Genomic DNA, 16,400 nt, shown 5'->3' with positions numbered 1-16,400 from the left:
ATACCGCAAATGAAAGTCATGTCAAATTGATGAAATTCACTCATTTCTCGGTTTCAGATGATTCTTTTTATAGCATTTGTGCTACACTAATTGTGAATCATTTTCAATTATAAGGAGTGTAAAAAACATGAATGAAGCAGCAATTACATTAGATGGTTGGTACGCTTTACATGAATTCCGTTCGATTGATTGGGCGTCATGGAAATTAGTTTCACAAGAAGAACGTGAAGTCGCTACAAAAGAATTTATCCAATACTTAGAACAATTAAATACAGCAACAGGCTCTAATGCTTTTTATGCCATTATTGGTCAAAAGGCTGATTTTATGCTAATGACATTACGTGAAACACCTGAAGAATTGCATGAAGTGGAGACAAATTTTGCGAAGTTGGCGATTGCTGATTTTACGATTCCTACGTATTCTTACGTTTCAATCGTAGAGCTTTCTAATTACTTAGCTGGACAATCTACAGAAGACCCATATCAAAATCCACATGTGCGTGCGCGTTTGTATCCAGAACTACCAAAAGCAAAACATGTGTGTTTCTATCCAATGGACAAGCGTCGTGAAGGCAATGACAACTGGTATATGTTACCGATGGAAGAACGCCGTCAGTTAATGCATTCGCACGGCTTAATCGGTCGTAGCTATGCCGGAAAAATCAAGCAAATCATTACAGGATCAGTTGGTTTAGATGATCATGAGTGGGGCGTTACATTATTCTCTGATGATATGCTACAATTCAAAAAAATCGTCTATGAAATGCGTTTTGATGAAGTATCTGCACGTTACGGTGAATTCGGTGAGTTTTTAGTCGGGAACTTATTAGATAACGAAAAGCTAGAGAAATTATTAGCGATTTAATAGTGTCCATATCATTAAAAAAGGTGAGTTGCGATAGGCACTCACCTTTTTCATGTATTCTCATCTTGTACTTTTAATATAAGGATTATGGTATTAATAAATAATCCAATGAAAAGAATAATAATAAATAAAAACCAATGCACAGGCTGTTTGTAAAAAATCGCTACACCAAACGCTAAAATCGCACTCAATACAATACCTAGCCAAATTTCTAACTTCATCATCTTCACCCCTCGAGCCTTACTTCAACACGAGGCAACATTCTTTTATCAATTGTTTACTATCTTTACCCCATTCCCCAAAAAATTATTACATTTTTTCATCTATTTATTAATAGTATATACAAATAGCCTATTTTTATGCTGGGCTTCCGAAGCATCATTTTAGGCTTGTTGCATATACTGTACGAAAAGGAGGGTAAGTCATCGTCGTGAAATCAGACGACAGATTGATTACTAGTCACCTTGAGACACTTTGCTTTTATTTTTAGTTATGACGAATAGCCAGTCGACAAATTTAATTTTCTTTTGGAAAGGATGCGAGCTTGACTTATTATTGGACAAATCCAATGCAACAAATGAATCCGTCTGTCCCGATGCAACCAAGTTTCCCAGGAACTAGTTTGCCACGTGAGGAATCTTACATTGAGAATATTTTACGATTAAACCGAGGGAAACCTGGGGTATTTCATTTTTCATTTAATAATACTGGTGCGGGAACAAATACTAAGTCGGTGAGAGGCGTTGTGGAGGCAGCGGGTCGAGATCACGTAATTTTACGCGATTTAAAATCGGATCATCGTTATTTATTCCCGATGATTTACTTTGATTATGCTGAGTTTGATGAAGAGCTAGCTTATTTCCCGCAAACTGTTTAGGGCTTATGGGATGCGAATAGTCGGAAAAACGCCACTTCCTGTAAAAGCGAAGTGGCGTTTTTCGTTTAGCGTACTTTAAACTGTTGGATTTCATTTTGTAATTGGTGTGCACTTTCGCTTAACGTTACTGCGACGCCATTTACTTGTTGCATCGTTGCAGCTTGTTCTTCTGTTGCAGCTACAATCATTTCTAAGTTGCTACTTGCATTACCCGATCCATCCGCAATTTCTGCGACAGAAGCGGTTACTTCCTCCGCACTTGCAGATAATTGCTCTGAAGTTGCCGAAATTTCTTGAATCTGTGTCGTCATTTGAGTTACCGCCTGCTCAATCGATATGAATGATTGACCCGCTTCACTAATAATTTGGACACCATCCTTCACTGACTTTAACGACTCTGAAACTGCCCGTTCTACATTTTCTGTATCCGATTGAATTTCCAACGTTAAATTGACGATTGAATTTGCTGAGTTTTTCGATTCCTCGGCAAGCTTTCGAACTTCATCTGCGACTACCGCAAATCCTTTTCCATGCTCACCCGCGCGTGCCGCTTCAATCGCCGCATTCAATGCCAATAAATTCGTTTGATCGGTAATGTCTGTGATCACTTTAGATATCGAATTAATTTCTTCTGTTTGCTGTGCTAATTTTTGAACTAATGCATTCACAGAATTTGTTGTTTCATTAATCGTTTCCATTTGCTTTTTCGCTTCTTCAATAATCGTACCGCCTTGATCAGCTGTATTCGAAGCTTCAATTGACCTTGAATGTAACACTTGTGTTGCCTCTGCAATCCGCTGAACGCCCACAGCTGTTTCTTCCATTGCATGGGCACTTTCTTGCGATGCTTGTGCCGAAGCTTGTGCCGTTTCGTAAGTTTGGTTAATGCGTAATGTGACGTCCTCAGAAGTCGCCGCCATTTCTTCCGTACTCGCTGATAGTTCTTGTGCAGACATCGTTAATTGTCCAGTATTCAGTTGCACATTTTTAATAAGTGACGCTAAATTATTTTTCATTAAATTAAATGATTGACCTAGTTGCCCAATCTCATCTTTTGATTTCGTTTGAATATCTGCGTTCGCTAAGTCCCCTGAAGCAATAATATTTGCCTCTGTCACCATTAATTTTAGCGGGGCAACAACTTTAATACGGATATAAATAACTGCAGCAATACTAATTAAAATACTAACAAATAAAAAGAACCAAGCTGTTATTTTAGAGTTATTGATATAGAGTTGTGTTTCTTTATTTATATCTACAAGTTTTTCCTCTTGATACGCTATAATTTTATCCGAAACAGCTAAAATCCCTTCGTGCGCTGCTGTTAATGATGTATTTACATATTCATTAGCTAGCCGCGTATCTCCCTTTTTAATCGCTTCTAGCAAGCTGATTGTGCTAGTATTGAATTGTTTGTTGAACGTTTCCATTTCCTTTAAATAATCAACCATCGTCTGACTTATCACCATTTTTTTTAAGCCTAAAATTTCTTCACTTAAAGTATTCATATAAAAGTCTAATTTTTCTTCACTTTCTTTTGAATAATCTAATACGACCGCGCGTGCATATAAACTTTGCATTGCTAAGCTAAAACGAATTTGTTCAGCCGCTTGAATTTGCTCGACGCGATTATTCAACGCCTCATCCGTACTCTCTTCAACTTGATCTATATTTAAAAAAGTAAAGAAGATTGTTAATATTAACACTGTAACGATTGAGTAAATCGCAATATTTAATTTTGCTCCAACACCCATCTGATCTATCCCTTCCTTCTATCACCCGTTGTTTTACAATGATGTTTCATTATTATCAGCTAAATAAGCTACTGTTGCTTCACCTAAAATTTGCGCTGCTATAAGCATAGCACGTTCATCAAAGTTAAATCGTCCGTGATGATGTGGATATGCCTGTTCCCAGCAAGGATCCTTGGCCCCTGTAAAGAAAAATGTACCTGGGACATGCTGCATATAATAACCAAAATCCTCACCAATCATAAATGGCGGACATGTTTGGACATTTTTCACCACATCTATTTGCTCCGCTACTTGTGCTACAAATTTCGTATCTTTTGCATGATTGATTACTGGCGGATACCCATCAAAATACTCGTATGCATAGGTCGCATGCATCCCTGTACATGTCGCTTGTAATAAATGTTCGATTTCTTCTTTCATTTGCTGGCGCACGTTTTCATCAAATGTGCGGACAGTCCCTTTTAGCTTTACTGTATCTGCTATCACATTAAAAGGATTAATTGCCTCAAAATGTCCTACTGTTACAACCGCTGAATGCAATGGAGCAATTCGGCGCGACACAAGTGTTTGCAGCTGTGTAACAAAATGAGATCCGATAACAATCGCATCGACCGAATGTTGCGGCTCTGCACCGTGGCCACCTTTTCCTTGAATCGTAATTTCAAATCGATCTGCCGCTGCCATAATCGCCCCTTCTCGAACTAGAACATCTCCAAGTGGTGTTGGTGCCCATAAATGCGTGCCATAAATAACATCGACACCTTCTAAGCAACCATCTTCAATCATTGCTTTTGCCCCACCTGGTGCGAGTTCTTCTGCATGTTGATGAATGAAAACGATATTCCCCTCTAATTCTTCCTGCATTTCGGTTAATACTTTTGCAAGTACTAATAATGTTGCTGTATGTCCATCATGACCGCAAGCATGCATAATCCCATCGTTTTTTGATTTATATGGTATATCATTTAGTTCTTGAATAGCCAAACCATCAAAATCTGCACGTAATGCAACAGTCTTTCCTGGTTTTGCCCCTCTTAATGTAGCAACAACACCTCGTCCCCCCACCTGTTCGCGCACTTCTAGACCAAGTTCACGATGAAAGTTGGCGATATAAAGCGGTATATGTACCTCTTCATGCGATAATTCTGGATATTCATGTAAATAGCGTCGAATAATCACCATTTCTTCAAATCTTTCTTGCAACCTTGTTTCTAAATGCTCCATAACCTTCCCACCTTAACTATTCTTTTTTCTACTATACATTATCTCTGGATAATTATGAAAACAAAGTTAATATATTACGACATTAACGACTTATTATTTCCTATATCTCCTTTTACTGTTCATAGTTATACATTTAATTCCATCATTATACATGTCTAGTCAGATAATTAAAGTTTTATTTGAAGTGTGGTGGGGTGGCATATCATTTTTTTAGACACGTTACTATGGTTATTCGCTATCTTATATTCGTTAATAGTCAATCTCGTCTCCTCATCCATAAAAAATGCCCTTTTTATTAAGACAAAAGGGCATTTTTCCATATTCAATAAAGCGTTACTTTGCGTGCTTTAATGTGGCACTGATTATCATCGCCCAACCGATTAAAAATAACACGCCGCCGATTGGTGTAATGGCTCCTAAAACTTTAATTCCTGTAAGAGCTAATACCATTAAACTTCCTGTGAAGAAAATGACACCAGCATTGAAGCAAATTACTGCAATTTTTAATTGTTTTACTTCGCCAAAAATGGCCTTTGACATTAAAATTCCTGCTAAAACAATCGCTACCGCATGCAGCATTTGATATTGAATCGCTGTGTTCCAAATATCCGTGCCATATGCATCTAATTTGTCCTCCAACGCATGTGCAGCAAATGCCCCGAGTGCCACCGCTAAAAATCCTTGAATAGCACCGGAAATAATTGAACCTTTCATTTTAAAAACTCCTTTGTATTTGATTGTTCATTTCAACTATTTATCTACTAAAAATCAAAAAGCGATTCACCATTTGCATCTTCTTCCTCTATTTTTTGAGATGAAGTGACGAGTGGCTGTGAAATCATCATAGAAGTTGTTTGAATATTATGTACGCTTGGCGTGGCTACAGATGGCTTTGCAACAGATTTCCCATCCTCTAAAACAACTTCACATAGCGCACGAATCGCTGATAAATGCTCACGTATTTGCTGCTCATCACGCGTCTGCTTCGCTTGAATGGCATGCTTTTCAATTTGCTGGACAATTGTTTCATAAGAAATCATCTCTGTCCCTCCTGTTTTTTAGGTACAAACTTTAAACAATCCATACCTGAAGATTGCTTTACAAGAACGGATGGTAGCTGCTTTGTTTTAAAGCCGTATGCCGAGCAACCACGCGGATTATTTTGATCCCATGTGACATGGAAATATTGACATTTAAAGCAATCAACTTTCATCAGCTGCTCCCCCCTCTTTCTATTATACTTTATCATGGATTAATCTGAGATACACCATTGTATCGGCTGTTTCCCCATGGCGATTAATGCCTCATTCGTTTTTGAATACGGCTTGCTCCCAAAAAAGCCACGATATGCACTAAGCGGACTTGGATGTGGTGCTTCTAGAATAATATGATTTTTATGAAAACGTTTAATTAATATACGCTTATTTTGTGCAGGTTTCCCCCATAATAAGAAAACAGCAGGCTCATCACGGTCGGCAATGCTTTCAATGATTGCATCCGTAAATTGCTCCCAACCTTGTCCTTTGTGAGCGTGTGCTTCTTTTTCACGCACGGTAAGCACCGTATTTAATAGAAGAACGCCCTGCTTTGCCCATGCAGTTAAATCCCCATTTTGCGGAATAGGACAGCCAATGTCATCTTGTAATTCTTTGAACATATTTTTCAAACTTGGCGGCAGCTTTTGTCCATTCTTCACTGAAAAACTTAAGCCGTGCGCTTGATTCACACCGTGATACGGATCTTGCCCTAAAATAACGACTTTCACATCTGGAAAATCGGTTAATTGTAACGCGTTCAAAACATCTGTCTTTTTTGGAAAAATCGTTTCTTCATTATATTGTTGTTGTAAAAATTGCTGAAGCTGTTGATAATAAGGTTGTTTTAAATGTGGGGCTAAAATGTCACGCCATGTATTTGTTAATGTATCGATCACTGCTTTTCACCTCTGTCAAAACAGTAATCAAAACTGACGCAAAATTCAAGTGCCATCTTATCTGACCTTATCATTTTTTCGTATTCTGGCTATTTCAAGAAGTCACAAGCGAGCTATAATTAATACAACTATATTTAGTTTTTATTATTAAGGAGATGTTTTTCATGTCATTGAAAAAAACGTTAACAATTGCAGGTTCAGATACATCAGCTGGCGCAGGTATGCAAGCTGACTTAAAGGCTTTCCAAGAGCACGGCACATATGGCATGGTTGCCCTTACTGTTGTCGTAACGATGGACCCGATAACATGGAGCCACAGCGTAACACCGCTTCCAACTGAATTATTACAAAAACAAATTGATACAGCCCTTTCAACTGGTGTAGACGCCATTAAAACAGGGATGCTTTCTACAGAAGAAATTATTAAAACGGCTTCAGATGCTATCCAAAAATCTGAAACAGACAAAGTTGTCATTGACCCAGTTATGATTTGTAAGGGCGATGATGAAGTATTAAATCCCGGTAACACTACTGCGATGATTAACTATTTATTACCTTACGCAACAGTTGTGACACCTAACCTTTTTGAAGCGGGGCAATTAGCTGGAACTGGCACACCAAAAACAATTGAGGAAATGCAAGTTGCTGCTGCTAAAATCCATGCATTAGGTGCTAAAAATGTTGTCATTAAAGGCGGCAAAGCTTTAGTCCATGACAAAGCCGTCGATTTATTCTTTGATGGGAATGAATTCAAGCTACTTGAAACAGAGAAAGTCGCTTCTACTTATAATCACGGGGCAGGCTGTACGTTTGCAGCAAGTGTATGTGCGAACTTAGCAAACGGCTTCACTGTGGAAGAATCGATTATCGAAGCAAAAGAATTTGTTTCAGCTGCCATTAAACACGGCTGGGCTTTAAACGATCACGTCGGTCCTGTAATGCACGGTGCAAAACCACGTTTCGGCGCACCACAAGTAACAGTAACAACAATTCCGAATGTAACAATTGCCTAATTGATTTTTACAATCTAAATGAGCGTCACACAAGGTGTAATTTTTTGCCTTGTGTGACTTTTTTCGTTTGTCGTTTGAAATGAGTTAGCGAAATTGTATATTAAAATAGTGATTGTCTATTAATCAAAATTCAATACGAGAAACGTGGAAATAAATGTACCTCCCCCATACTGCCAATGCCTACTATTTTCTTTTATCGACTCATTTCACTATACTAAAGAAATAGTACGATTTAGGGGGATTAACAGATGAAAGAAGTAAATACGCAAGAACTGCAACAATTACTGAATTCTTTTGCGAATAAAGATGTTTTTATTCATTTAGAAACGACAAACGGCTCTTACGCGGCCCACTATGATGAAAAATTCTTTAATGCAGGGGCATTTATCCGTAATGTGAAATTACGTTATGAGTTAGGGAAAGTTGTCGATGATGCACCACACCGTGTTGGTTTAAAATTAGAGCATGGTTGGGTTTATGCACAAGGCATTACGCATTTTAAATTGGATACAGAAGGTCGCCTATTAATGGCTGGCTTAGATTATACAGGGAAGCTGGCAGTCGCACTTGAAATTAGCGAAACGCCATTTGCTTATTAAGGGGGAATTGCAATGACTTTACAAGAGGAACGCCACGTTTTAATTGTTTACCCTCACCCAGATGATGAGGCATTTTCGTTAGCAGGTACAGCGCGCATGTATCGCAATATGGATGTACCCGTTACATATGCTTGTTTAACATTAGGTGAAATGGGTCGTAATTTAGGAAATCCACCGTTTGCGACGCGTGAATCTTTACCTGATATTCGTCGCGGGGAGCTCGTTGCTGCATGTGCTGCAATGGGCATTGAAGATTTACGCATGATGGGCTTACGCGATAAAACGGTTGAATTTGAAGATGATGAAAAAATGGTGAAGCTCGTAACAAATTTAATCGAGGAATTAAACCCATCAATCATTTACACATTTTACCCAGGCTTTGCGGTCCATCCAGACCATGAAGCAACAGCGCGTGCAGTTATTGAAGCAGTACGTCGCATGCCTAAAGAGGACCGTCCTCGCATTTTGGCGGCCGCTTTTGCCAATGATACAATCGAAAAACTTGGTGAAGCGCCAATTGTTATCGATATTCGCAGTGTGAAAGACGATAAAATCAAAGCATTACAAGCACATGCTTCACAAACTGCTTGGATGATGACCGAAACGGAAAAACGTATCGATGACGGTGAAGTGTTAAGCGATAGCTGGTTAAACGTCGAGAAGTTTTATCCGTTTACATTTGAAGATTAATTGTATATTTATTATTGCAGGCGAGGGATGATTCCTTCGCCTTTTTAATACAATAAAATGTTTTTTTATACAGTTATAGTTTTGCTATTACAAGGCAAACTCTATATAGTAAAACGTTTAACAAATACACATCCTATCTATTATTCATATTTTAGTCACTCTAATAAATCTGAAAAGTTAGTCTTTAATAAAAACAGTAGACATCTGTATATATTCAGTTTATATTGTATAAATATACAAACTAACATAAAAAGAGGTTAACATATATGATAAAAAAATTTCCTTTCTACACATGGTTCCTGTTCGTTGCCCTGTCAGCATTAGGCGTATTTTTATTCATTACACCGATTAATACCGCAGATGGCATGAAAGTTCCGATTGCGATACTTGCTAATATGCTTGCAGGTAAAGTTGAGCCATTTATCCATTGGTTTGCACTCGTTACCTTTATTATTGCAGCAGCAGGCTCAGTCATCATGCAATTCATTCCACAAAAAGGATCACGTACATTAATGGATTCTTTATTCCGTGTCAATTGGTTCTGGACAATTATGCGGGTTCTTGCTGTTATTTTTACGACGATGTACTTATTCCAGGTCGGTCCTGCAAGCTTTATAAGTGAAGATACTGCGGGTATATTAATTGACCCTGCTTCTGGTCTTATCACATTTATGTTCGTGCTATTTTTATTTGCTGGACTATTACTTCCATTATTAACTGACTTTGGTCTACTTGAATTTTTCGGTTCAATGATGGTAAAAATTATGCGTCCCCTTTTCAAAATTCCTGGGCGTGCTGCAGTTGACTGTTTAGCTTCATGGGTTGGCGATGGAACGATTGGTGTTCTATTAACGAGCAAACAATATGAAGAAAAGAATTATACCGGTCGTGAAGCAGCTACTATTGCTACAACGTTTTCTGTTGTTTCAATTACGTTTTGTCTAGTTGTTATTGAAACGATTGGCATTGCGGATTACTTTTTAGAATTTTATGCTTCGGTCATTTTCGCTGGTCTTATTTTAGCGTTCATCATGCCACGTATTTATCCGTTAAAGCAAAAAGCGGATACATTAATCGACGGTTCAGAAGCTCCTGCAAATCGTGAAGAGGTAAAAGAAGGCTTTAACGTATTTTCTTTTGGCTTACACAATGCGTTAACGAAAGCTGAATCAAATAGAAACTTAGGGAAAATTGCCGCAAGTGGTTTTAAAAACGTGTTAGAAATGTGGTTTGCCGTGACGCCAATCATTATGGCTTTTGGTACAATTGCATTAGTGCTTGCTGAATTTACAAGTGTGTTCCGTATTTTAGGAATGCCGTTCGAGCCGATTTTAACATTATTACAAATTCCAGAAGCGAGTGAAGCCGCTCAAACGATGATTGTCGGATTTGCCGATATGCTGTTACCTTCTGTTTTAGGTGCTGGCATTGAATCCGAATTAACGCGTTTCTTCATTGCAACTGTTTCAGTAACACAGTTAATTTACTTATCTGAAGTAGGTGGATTAATTTTAGGGACAAAATTACCATTAAAAATATGGGATTTATTCGTGATTTTCTTAATCCGTACAATTATTTCAATTCCAATTATTGCTGCGATTGCGCATATTCTATTTTAAGCGAAAAGCCATTTTGATTTTCACGTCAAAATGGCTTTTTTGTATGCACATAAAAAAATTATTGCGGGTAATTAATTTTCCCTGTTTCCACTAGTTGCTTTAAACCTAAAAACATATAGTGCCATCCCTGTTCAGAACTAGCGACGTATTCCTTTTCTGCCTTTTCAATGTCCGCTTGGCTCCAGCCCTCTTCATGTGGCACAGTAATTTCTTGTGTAAATGTCATTTCAGATCCATTTTCTTCATTTTCAAACTGAACAATAATTATGTCCTCTGCCTCACCAAATTGCGGCATTCTAAATGTTTTGCGAATTAAATTTGGTCGATCTATCGTCAAATACGTACCAATTGCTCGGTAATCTGTACCTCCGCGGTGATCTACAATTTCCCATGTACCGCCCTCTATCGGCTCATTTGTAGCTACTTTATTTGTATGCTCCATTGTAAAAAGCCATTTTTTCATCATTTGCGCGTCCAGCCATGCATTGATAACCTTCTCTGCTGGGACTTCAAATGTTCTTTTCATTGTTAATATTGTTTTTGACGTATTTTGCATTGTCCATTTCCTCCTTATGCTCGTTCTTTCTTCAAGATACACAATTTTCATTTCATTAAGCAACTTTTACATCCATCTCATTTTATAAACATTCTATACTAGAGTAAAACGTTTTCATTGCATTTATTTTAAGAAATTTCGTAATTAACTGAATCTTAAAACATTAAAGGTGTTATTTATGTTAGAATGATTAAATCGATATATGACGGAGGTTACATGGGAATGGAAGTTACACAACCGAAAACAATTGCAGTGGAACATATTTTAATCGCGCACCATTTTTTAAAGGATGTAGTCGTACATACACCGCTTCAACGTAACGATTATTTGTCCGAGAAATACGGCGCTAATATTTACTTTAAACGAGAGGACCTACAGCATGTACGTTCTTTCAAATTGCGCGGAGCTTATTATAAAATAAAAAAAATTGAAGAACAGGCACGTGCTACAGGGGTTGTTTGTGCGAGCGCGGGAAACCATGCACAAGGTGTTGCATATGCTTGTGCAAAACTTGAAATTCATGCAACGATTTTCATGCCGAAAACGACACCAAAGCAAAAAATCGATCAAGTGCGTATGTTTGGTCGCAATTTTGTAGAAATTCAGCTTTCTGGTGATACTTTTGATGATTCTGCCGCGAGTGCTCTTGCCTATTGCGAGGCAGAAGAACGTATTTTTATTCATCCATTTGATGATTTAGATGTCATCGCTGGTCAAGGTACAGTGGCCGTTGAAATTATGAATGATATTGAAGAACCAATAGATTATGTTTTTGGGAGCATTGGTGGTGGTGGGTTAATGTCTGGCGTATCTACTTATATTAAAAATCTATCACCACATAGTAAAGTCATCGGTGTGGAGCCTGCTGGTGCCGCTAGTATGAAAGCTGCTTTCGAGCAAAACAGCCCGACTGCACTAGGTTGGATTGATAAGTTTGTAGATGGTGCTGCAGTAAAGTTAGCTGGCAATGAAACGTATCAAGTTTGTAAAACACATTTAGATGATATTATCGAGATTCCTGAAGGTAAAGTATGTACGACGATTCTCGATTTATACAATAAACACGCCATAGTTGCAGAGCCTGCTGGGGCACTTTCTGTTGCGGCACTTGACTTTTATGCAGATGAAATTCGTGGGAAATCGGTTGTCATCATTATTTCAGGTGGAAACAATGACATTGGCAGGATGCAGGAAATTAAGGAACGTTCTTTAATTTACGAAGGGTTATTGCATTACTTCATCGTCAGCTTCCCACAACGTTCAGGTGCTTTGCGACAGTTTTTAACGTCCGTACTTGGACCGAATGATGATATTACAACGTTTGAATATACGAAGAAAAACAATAAAGAAAGCGGTCCTGCACTTGTCGGCATTGAAATCGGACATCCCGATGATCGCGCTGGTTTATTAGAACGCATGATAGCAAATGGCTTTGAATACAAAGAAGTAAATAAGGATAGTACGTTATTTGCGTTATTGGTGTAACGAAACGAACAAGCCCGCATTCCTCATTTTGAAGGAATACGGGCTTGTTTTTATCCTAATAACGCACGGTCTGAATTCATTTTTTCGCCACGAATGTGTTCAAATTCAGTCATTAAATCAGGAATAGTTAAAGCTGACTTGCGATCTGCACCAACTTCCAAAATAATTTGACCTTTATCCATCATAATGAGGCGATTACCTAGATCTAGTGCCTGTTGCATATTGTGCGTTACCATAAGCGTCGTTAAGTTACTTTCCTCAACAAGCTCCTTTGTTAACTTTGTAATGAGCTCCGCACGCGATGGATCTAGTGCGGCCGTATGTTCATCTAATAATAAAATAGCCGGCTTTGTAAATGTCGCCATTAATAAACTCAATGCTTGGCGTTCTCCACCTGAAAGTAATCCGACTTTTGCCGTTAAACGGTTTTCCAAATTGAGGTGAAGCTTTTCTAATGATTGCTTGAAGAATTCTCGGCGCTTTTTATCAACACCACCACGTAATCCGCGTTTTGCATTTCGTGAATAGGCGATGGCCAAGTTTTCTTCAATCGTCATAGAAGGTGCTGTCCCCGCCATTGGGTCTTGGAAAACGCGTCCAATATGCACCGCGCGCTTATGTTCAGGTAGACGTGTTAAATCATTACCATCAATGACAATCGCACCAAAATCAGGTGTCAACGCCCCCGAAATCATGTTCATCATCGTCGACTTCCCTGCACCGTTACTACCGATAATTGTAACAAAGTCCCCTGCTGCTAAATGTAGATTAATGTTGTCTAATGCATTTTTTTCATCTGGTGTACCTTCATTAAATATTTTGTTAATGCCATCTAATTTAAGCAAGTCCGCTACCCCCTTGCTCTACTTTTAGCGATGCGTTTTGAGCTGCTACTCGCTCCGCTAAACGCTTTGCCTTACGCTTTTTCTCTTTTTGCCTATTTAAAACTTGTGGAATAATTAAAGCTAAAATGACGATAATTGCGGTAATTAACTTCATATCTCCCGTATCTAACCAGCCAACTCGCAAGGCAAGGGCATAAATTAAACGGTAAATAATCGCACCTGCAATAACAGCAAATGTTGTGCGTACGATTGATTTCGTACCAAAGATTGCTTCACCGATAATTACTGAGGCTAACCCGACAACAATCATCCCGATACCAAGTCCGATATCCGCAAACTTCGTATACTGGGCTATTAGCGCACCTGATAATGCCACCATCCCGTTTGATAAACCAAGACCTAAAATGATTAAAGAATCGGTATTGGCAGAAAAGCTTCGAATCATTCGCTTATTGTCCCCTGTCGCTCGAATCGCAAGCCCAATTTCTGTTTTTAAGAATCGGTCCATTATGAGTTTAATGATTAATGTTACGACTAGCATGAAAAGTAAAATACCCCATGTCGATGGAAGTGATTCCCCCCCCATTGCAGTTACTGCACTAGAAAGCACACTATCAATCCCCAGTTTTGACCAGAAGTCATTAAACATCGAGAATACTGTATCCGTATTTAATAATGGAATATTGGGGCGCGTTACACCTGTATCAGATGTGATCCCCATAATTCGAAGGTTGATTGAATACAAAGCAATCATCATCAAAATCCCGGAAAGTAGTGGATTGATTTTTCCCTTCGTATGTAATAAACCCGTCATACATCCTGCAAGAAATCCAGCTACCATCGCTACAATTGTCGCTAAAATCGGGTTGTAGCCAAGCACAATCATCATCGCTGCTGTACCTGCTCCCGTAACAAAGCTACCGTCAACTGTTAAATCTGGAAAGTCTAACACTCGGAATGTTAAATACACTCCGAGCGCCATAATTGCATAGATGATTCCTTGCTCAACTGAACCAAACAAAGCTGTAAACATCTTGAACCATCCCCTAACTGTTTTTTTAATGGAAATAAGGATTCGCGCTAAGTGGTATGCTTAGCGCGAATCTGTGTTATTGTACTTCCGCTTCCCACTCTGGCTTAATTTCTAAACCTAGTGTTTCAGCAGTATCTTTGTTAATTAATAGTTTTAAATTGGCTGGGTATGCCGCTGGGATTTCAGCCGGTGTTTTACCTTCTAATAAAATTTGTGCCGCCATTTGACCTGCTTCATAACCGATATCGAAGTATTCGAAACCATATGCAGCTAAACCACCACGTGCTACTGAATCAAGCTCCCCTACGATTAGTGGCAACTTATTTGCATTTGCTACACCGATTACTGATTCTAAAGCAGATACAACCGTGTTATCCGTAATAATGTAAAAGGCTTCCACTTTCCCAAGTAAAGATTCCGTGGCTTGTTGTACTTCTGCCGGAGTTGATGCAGCAGCTTCAATAATTGTTAAACCTTCTTTTGCTGCTAATTCTTTTACTGTCGTAATTTGTGCTACTGAGTTTTGCTCACCCGCGTTGTAAACCATACCGACATTTTTTACACCTAGTTCTTTTAAGAATGCAATTGTCTTTGGCATTGTTTCTGGGTGTAAATCAATAGTTCCTGTCACATTTCCTCCTGGAGCTTCCATTGAGTCGATTAATTCTGCACCGACAGCGTCAGTTACAGATGTGAAAAGAACAGGAATTTCAGTCGTTACACTTTTCACTGCTTGCGCTGATGGTGTTGAGTTCGCAAAAATTAAATCTACATTTTCACTTACTAGTTGTTGTGCAATTGTTAAATTGGCTGTGTTATCATTGTTTGCTGATTTATCGAGATATTCTGCTTTAATACCAGCATCTTCAATTGCCTTTTTAAATCCATCATTTGCTGCATCTAATGATGGGTGCTCAACAATTTGAGTGATCCCAATTTTAAATGTTGTCTCATCCTCAGTTTTAGCTGCATTTGCTGAATCAATATTTCCTGTATCTTTAGCAGTTGAATCCTGTTCTTCCCCACCACATGCTGCCAATAATAAAAGAAGCCCAAAAACTAAAAATGATAGCTTCGTTAACTTTTTAGTCATAAACGATGATCCCCCTATTTTTCTCTCTATTTTTTGTGTCGCACTTCATTTGAATAAAGTGTGAATTAAAAATATATTACCGCTACGAATTCATATAGTCAATAACATTTCGAATGTTCTGATTATATATTTTAAGATTTTTCCGTCAATTTGCCGCTTTAAACCGCTAAACTACTGTATTTGTCTAATTTGTGACAATTTTTAAAGTTGTCCCTGAAATTTGACGAAAGGCTTGTCATTATATTAAAATATTACCTTATGCGAAAAGCATCGTGGTTCGTAACCATCCCACGTAAAAAAACTAGGAGGAGTAGAATATGAAAGTTAAATTTTTAGCTATGAGTGCCATTATTGCTGCGCTCTATATTGCAGTAACAATGCTTGTTGCTCCAATAAGTTTCGGTCAAGTACAGTTTCGTATCGCCGAAATCTTTAACCATTTAATCGCCTTTAATCCACGCTATATGGTTGGTGTCGTATTAGGCGTATTTATTTCCAACTTCATGATGTCTTCAGTTGGACCGATGGATTTAATTTTTGGTGTTGGACACACGATCCTTACCTTAGGTATTTTTATTGGTATCTGTAAGTTCGTTAAAAATATTTGGGCTCGCCTTATTATCAATACGTTGTTATTTACGTTTACAATGTTCATTATCGCGGCACAATTAAATCTTGTGTTGAGCTTACCATTTTGGGAAACTTGGGCGTTTGTCGCGTTCGGTGAATTCGTCGTCCTTGCTGTCGGCGCACCAATTATGCACGCATTGAATAAACGTTTAAACTTTAAGAAGTTAATTTAATGAAAAATAGC

19 protein-coding genes and 1 riboswitch are annotated in these 16,400 nt (G+C 38.3%); of the genes, 8 read left to right on the top strand and 11 right to left on the bottom strand.

What is annotated here, in order from left to right:
- Positions 1 to 127: 127 nt before the first annotated feature.
- A complete protein-coding gene (gene hemQ / locus MHI10_RS02495) occupies positions 128 to 865 on the top strand; it encodes a hydrogen peroxide-dependent heme synthase (protein WP_340782640.1) in 738 nt (245 codons plus the stop codon).
- A 50-nt stretch (positions 866 to 915) separates the two neighbouring features.
- Here hemQ and MHI10_RS02490 read toward each other — a convergent pair whose 3' ends face one another.
- Positions 916 to 1,086 (bottom strand): hypothetical protein, encoded by a 171-nt coding sequence (locus MHI10_RS02490; RefSeq protein WP_340782639.1) that lies wholly within the window; start codon positions 1,084 to 1,086, stop codon positions 916 to 918.
- Between the two features lie 347 nt (positions 1,087 to 1,433).
- On the opposite strand from MHI10_RS02490, the gene gerQ reads away from it, so the two are divergent.
- Complete coding sequence (gene gerQ, locus MHI10_RS02485; RefSeq protein ID WP_340789118.1) at positions 1,434 to 1,742, top strand: spore coat protein GerQ; 309 nt, start codon at positions 1,434 to 1,436, stop codon at positions 1,740 to 1,742.
- 65 nt (positions 1,743 to 1,807) lie between these two features.
- Here gerQ and MHI10_RS02480 read toward each other — a convergent pair whose 3' ends face one another.
- The 6 genes from MHI10_RS02480 to MHI10_RS02455 form a co-directional block, all read right to left on the bottom strand.
- The gene (locus tag MHI10_RS02480; RefSeq protein WP_340782637.1) at positions 1,808 to 3,496 is read right to left on the bottom strand and encodes a methyl-accepting chemotaxis protein; all 1,689 of its coding nucleotides are present in this window, start codon (positions 3,494 to 3,496) and stop codon (positions 1,808 to 1,810) included.
- Between the two features lie 33 nt (positions 3,497 to 3,529).
- Positions 3,530 to 4,720 carry an amidohydrolase gene (locus MHI10_RS02475; RefSeq protein ID WP_340782636.1) on the bottom strand — a complete coding sequence of 397 codons (1,191 nt, stop codon included), beginning with the start codon at positions 4,718 to 4,720 and terminating at the stop codon, positions 3,530 to 3,532.
- 333 nt (positions 4,721 to 5,053) lie between these two features.
- On the bottom strand, positions 5,054 to 5,434 hold the full coding sequence (locus MHI10_RS02470; protein ID WP_340782635.1) for a DUF423 domain-containing protein: 381 nt from the start codon (positions 5,432 to 5,434) through the stop codon (positions 5,054 to 5,056).
- A 47-nt stretch (positions 5,435 to 5,481) separates the two neighbouring features.
- A complete protein-coding gene (locus tag MHI10_RS02465; protein ID WP_340782634.1) occupies positions 5,482 to 5,760 on the bottom strand; it encodes a YwdI family protein in 279 nt (92 codons plus the stop codon).
- Entirely contained in the window at positions 5,757 to 5,933 is a 177-nt protein-coding gene (locus MHI10_RS02460; RefSeq protein WP_057986640.1) for a hypothetical protein, read from the bottom strand. Before MHI10_RS02460 ends, MHI10_RS02465 begins: the two co-directional genes overlap by 4 nt.
- A 39-nt stretch (positions 5,934 to 5,972) precedes the next feature.
- Complete coding sequence (locus tag MHI10_RS02455; protein WP_340782632.1) at positions 5,973 to 6,653, bottom strand: uracil-DNA glycosylase; 681 nt, start codon at positions 6,651 to 6,653, stop codon at positions 5,973 to 5,975.
- Positions 6,654 to 6,817: 164 nt separating this feature from the next.
- Between MHI10_RS02455 and thiD the strand changes: the two genes are divergently transcribed.
- The 4 genes from thiD (at position 6,818) to MHI10_RS02435 (ending at position 10,574) form a co-directional block, all read left to right on the top strand.
- Positions 6,818 to 7,666, top strand: coding sequence for a bifunctional hydroxymethylpyrimidine kinase/phosphomethylpyrimidine kinase (thiD, locus tag MHI10_RS02450; RefSeq protein ID WP_340782631.1), 849 nt, complete (start codon positions 6,818 to 6,820; stop codon positions 7,664 to 7,666).
- Positions 7,667 to 7,914: 248 nt separating this feature from the next.
- Entirely contained in the window at positions 7,915 to 8,265 is a 351-nt protein-coding gene (locus MHI10_RS02445; RefSeq protein WP_340782630.1) for a YojF family protein, read from the top strand.
- A 12-nt stretch (positions 8,266 to 8,277) separates the two neighbouring features.
- Positions 8,278 to 8,955, top strand: a complete 678-nt coding sequence (gene bshB2 / locus MHI10_RS02440) for a bacillithiol biosynthesis deacetylase BshB2 (RefSeq protein ID WP_340782628.1) — start codon at positions 8,278 to 8,280, stop codon at positions 8,953 to 8,955.
- A gap of 266 nt (positions 8,956 to 9,221) precedes the next feature.
- Complete coding sequence (locus tag MHI10_RS02435) at positions 9,222 to 10,574, top strand: YjiH family protein (RefSeq protein WP_445683170.1); 1,353 nt, start codon at positions 9,222 to 9,224, stop codon at positions 10,572 to 10,574.
- A gap of 58 nt (positions 10,575 to 10,632) precedes the next feature.
- On the opposite strand, the gene MHI10_RS02430 is transcribed toward MHI10_RS02435, so the two are convergent.
- Positions 10,633 to 11,130: an SRPBCC family protein gene (locus MHI10_RS02430; protein WP_340782626.1), complete on the bottom strand. Its 498-nt coding sequence runs from the start codon at positions 11,128 to 11,130 to the stop codon at positions 10,633 to 10,635.
- Between the two features lie 222 nt (positions 11,131 to 11,352).
- Between MHI10_RS02430 and ilvA the strand changes: the two genes are divergently transcribed.
- Positions 11,353 to 12,615 carry a threonine ammonia-lyase IlvA gene (gene ilvA, locus MHI10_RS02425; protein WP_340782623.1) on the top strand — a complete coding sequence of 421 codons (1,263 nt, stop codon included), beginning with the start codon at positions 11,353 to 11,355 and terminating at the stop codon, positions 12,613 to 12,615.
- A gap of 50 nt (positions 12,616 to 12,665) precedes the next feature.
- Here ilvA and MHI10_RS02420 read toward each other — a convergent pair whose 3' ends face one another.
- The 3 genes from MHI10_RS02420 to MHI10_RS02410 form a co-directional block, all read right to left on the bottom strand.
- Positions 12,666 to 13,460: an ABC transporter ATP-binding protein gene (locus tag MHI10_RS02420; RefSeq protein WP_340782621.1), complete on the bottom strand. Its 795-nt coding sequence runs from the start codon at positions 13,458 to 13,460 to the stop codon at positions 12,666 to 12,668.
- Entirely contained in the window at positions 13,453 to 14,493 is a 1,041-nt protein-coding gene (locus MHI10_RS02415; RefSeq protein WP_340782619.1) for an ABC transporter permease, read from the bottom strand. Before MHI10_RS02415 ends, MHI10_RS02420 begins: the two co-directional genes overlap by 8 nt.
- A gap of 76 nt (positions 14,494 to 14,569) precedes the next feature.
- Entirely contained in the window at positions 14,570 to 15,586 is a 1,017-nt protein-coding gene (locus MHI10_RS02410; RefSeq protein WP_340782616.1) for an ABC transporter substrate-binding protein, read from the bottom strand.
- Positions 15,587 to 15,852: 266 nt separating this feature from the next.
- Positions 15,853 to 15,897: riboswitch (PreQ1 riboswitch) on the top strand.
- 6 nt (positions 15,898 to 15,903) lie between these two features.
- Here MHI10_RS02410 and MHI10_RS02405 point away from each other — a divergent pair.
- On the top strand, positions 15,904 to 16,389 hold the full coding sequence (locus tag MHI10_RS02405) for a QueT transporter family protein (protein WP_340782614.1): 486 nt from the start codon (positions 15,904 to 15,906) through the stop codon (positions 16,387 to 16,389).
- The last annotated feature ends 11 nt before the right edge of the window (positions 16,390 to 16,400 follow it).

Source organism: Solibacillus sp. FSL K6-1523 (genome assembly GCF_038005225.1).
Taxonomy (GTDB): domain Bacteria; phylum Bacillota; class Bacilli; order Bacillales_A; family Planococcaceae; genus Solibacillus.
This window is presented reverse-complemented; position numbering and strand designations above follow the sequence as displayed.

Excerpts from the sequence above, each read along its gene's own strand:
- hemQ (WP_340782640.1), top strand. The coding sequence starts at position 128 with ATGAATGAAGCAGCAATTACATTAGATGGTTGGTACGCTTTACATGAA.
- MHI10_RS02490 (WP_340782639.1), bottom strand. The coding sequence starts at position 1,086 with ATGAAGTTAGAAATTTGGCTAGGTATTGTATTGAGTGCGATTTTAGCG.
- gerQ (WP_340789118.1), top strand. The coding sequence starts at position 1,434 with ATGCAACAAATGAATCCGTCTGTCCCGATGCAACCAAGTTTCCCAGGA.
- MHI10_RS02480 (WP_340782637.1), bottom strand. The coding sequence starts at position 3,496 with ATGGGTGTTGGAGCAAAATTAAATATTGCGATTTACTCAATCGTTACA.
- MHI10_RS02475 (WP_340782636.1), bottom strand. The coding sequence starts at position 4,720 with ATGGAGCATTTAGAAACAAGGTTGCAAGAAAGATTTGAAGAAATGGTG.
- MHI10_RS02470 (WP_340782635.1), bottom strand. The coding sequence starts at position 5,434 with ATGAAAGGTTCAATTATTTCCGGTGCTATTCAAGGATTTTTAGCGGTG.
- MHI10_RS02465 (WP_340782634.1), bottom strand. The coding sequence starts at position 5,760 with ATGATTTCTTATGAAACAATTGTCCAGCAAATTGAAAAGCATGCCATT.
- MHI10_RS02460 (WP_057986640.1), bottom strand. The coding sequence starts at position 5,933 with ATGAAAGTTGATTGCTTTAAATGTCAATATTTCCATGTCACATGGGAT.
- thiD (WP_340782631.1), top strand. The coding sequence starts at position 6,818 with ATGTCATTGAAAAAAACGTTAACAATTGCAGGTTCAGATACATCAGCT.
- MHI10_RS02445 (WP_340782630.1), top strand. The coding sequence starts at position 7,915 with ATGAAAGAAGTAAATACGCAAGAACTGCAACAATTACTGAATTCTTTT.
- bshB2 (WP_340782628.1), top strand. The coding sequence starts at position 8,278 with ATGACTTTACAAGAGGAACGCCACGTTTTAATTGTTTACCCTCACCCA.
- MHI10_RS02435 (WP_445683170.1), top strand. The coding sequence starts at position 9,222 with ATGATAAAAAAATTTCCTTTCTACACATGGTTCCTGTTCGTTGCCCTG.
- MHI10_RS02430 (WP_340782626.1), bottom strand. The coding sequence starts at position 11,130 with ATGCAAAATACGTCAAAAACAATATTAACAATGAAAAGAACATTTGAA.
- ilvA (WP_340782623.1), top strand. The coding sequence starts at position 11,353 with ATGGAAGTTACACAACCGAAAACAATTGCAGTGGAACATATTTTAATC.
- MHI10_RS02415 (WP_340782619.1), bottom strand. The coding sequence starts at position 14,493 with ATGTTTACAGCTTTGTTTGGTTCAGTTGAGCAAGGAATCATCTATGCA.
- MHI10_RS02410 (WP_340782616.1), bottom strand. The coding sequence starts at position 15,586 with ATGACTAAAAAGTTAACGAAGCTATCATTTTTAGTTTTTGGGCTTCTT.
- MHI10_RS02405 (WP_340782614.1), top strand. The coding sequence starts at position 15,904 with ATGAAAGTTAAATTTTTAGCTATGAGTGCCATTATTGCTGCGCTCTAT.